At 65.7% G+C, this 980-nt stretch carries 1 pseudogene; it reads right to left on the bottom strand.

Annotated features, from left to right (window positions below):
• Positions 1–14: 14 nt before the first annotated feature.
• Positions 15–930, bottom strand: a pseudogene (locus ACOADB_RS03435) (IS5 family transposase).
• Positions 931–980 lie beyond the last annotated feature (50 nt).

Below are 980 nucleotides of genomic sequence, written 5' to 3' on the forward strand. Positions count from 1 at the left end.
CTAGGACGTGTCTCCTAAGTCGCGAGCCAGATGGTGATGGCGCGTAGGACAACCGCACCGCGGTAGACGGCTGCGAGTTTGTCGTAGCGGGTGGCGATGCCACGCCATTGCTTGTGGTCGTTGAAGGAACGCTCGATGACGTTGCGGCCCTTGTAAGTCTTGGCGTCGAAGGCGGGCGGTCGGCCGCCGGCCGAGCCTCGCTTCTTGCGGTGCCCGATCTGGTCCGAGGGCTGCGGGATCACGGCCTTGATCTTGCGTGCACGGAGCTCGGTGCGGATCGCGCGGGAGGAGTAGGCCTTGTCGCCCAGCACCGCGACCGGACGGGTGCGGGGTCGACCGCGTCCGAGCCGCTTGATCACCAGGTGCGACAACAATGGGTTGAGCATCGGCGAATCGCCAGCCTGGCCGGGGGTAAGCATGATGACGAGCGGGCGCCCGCGCCCATCGACGAGTTGGTGGATCTTGGTCGACATTCCTCCGCGAGAGCGCCCGAGTGCGTGGTCCGGTGGCTCCTCGCGCAGATTCGTGTAGTTCGACTCAGCCCCCTGTGAGGCCCGTGGCTTGCCGGCCCGCGGGTCGCTCGACGCGGCGCAGAGTGGTGGCGTGCTGATGCGCGCGGTTGATGGTGGAGTCGACGCTGACCATCCAGTCGATCTGTTCGGCAGCGTCGGCTTCGGCCAAGAGTCGGGCGTGGATCTTGTCCCAGGTTCCGTCGATCGAGAAGCGCTTGTGCCGCTTCCAGACCGTCTGCCAAGGTCCGAATGAGTCGGGCAGGTCGCGCCACGCGATCCCGGTCCGGAAGCGGTAGATCACGCCCTCGACAACCTGGCGGTGGTCACGAAAGGGACGCGACTTCACACCTTCGGTCGAGGGCATCAGAGGAGCGATCCGCTCCCATTGCGCGTCTGTCAGGACTCGTTCACGAGACATGACCGCATCAAAACAGCCCTACCGGCGCGGACTTGGGAGACACGCCCTAG

This window comes from Nocardioides sp. CPCC 206348, assembly GCF_048654705.1.
Taxonomy (GTDB): Bacteria; Actinomycetota; Actinomycetes; order Propionibacteriales; family Nocardioidaceae; genus Nocardioides.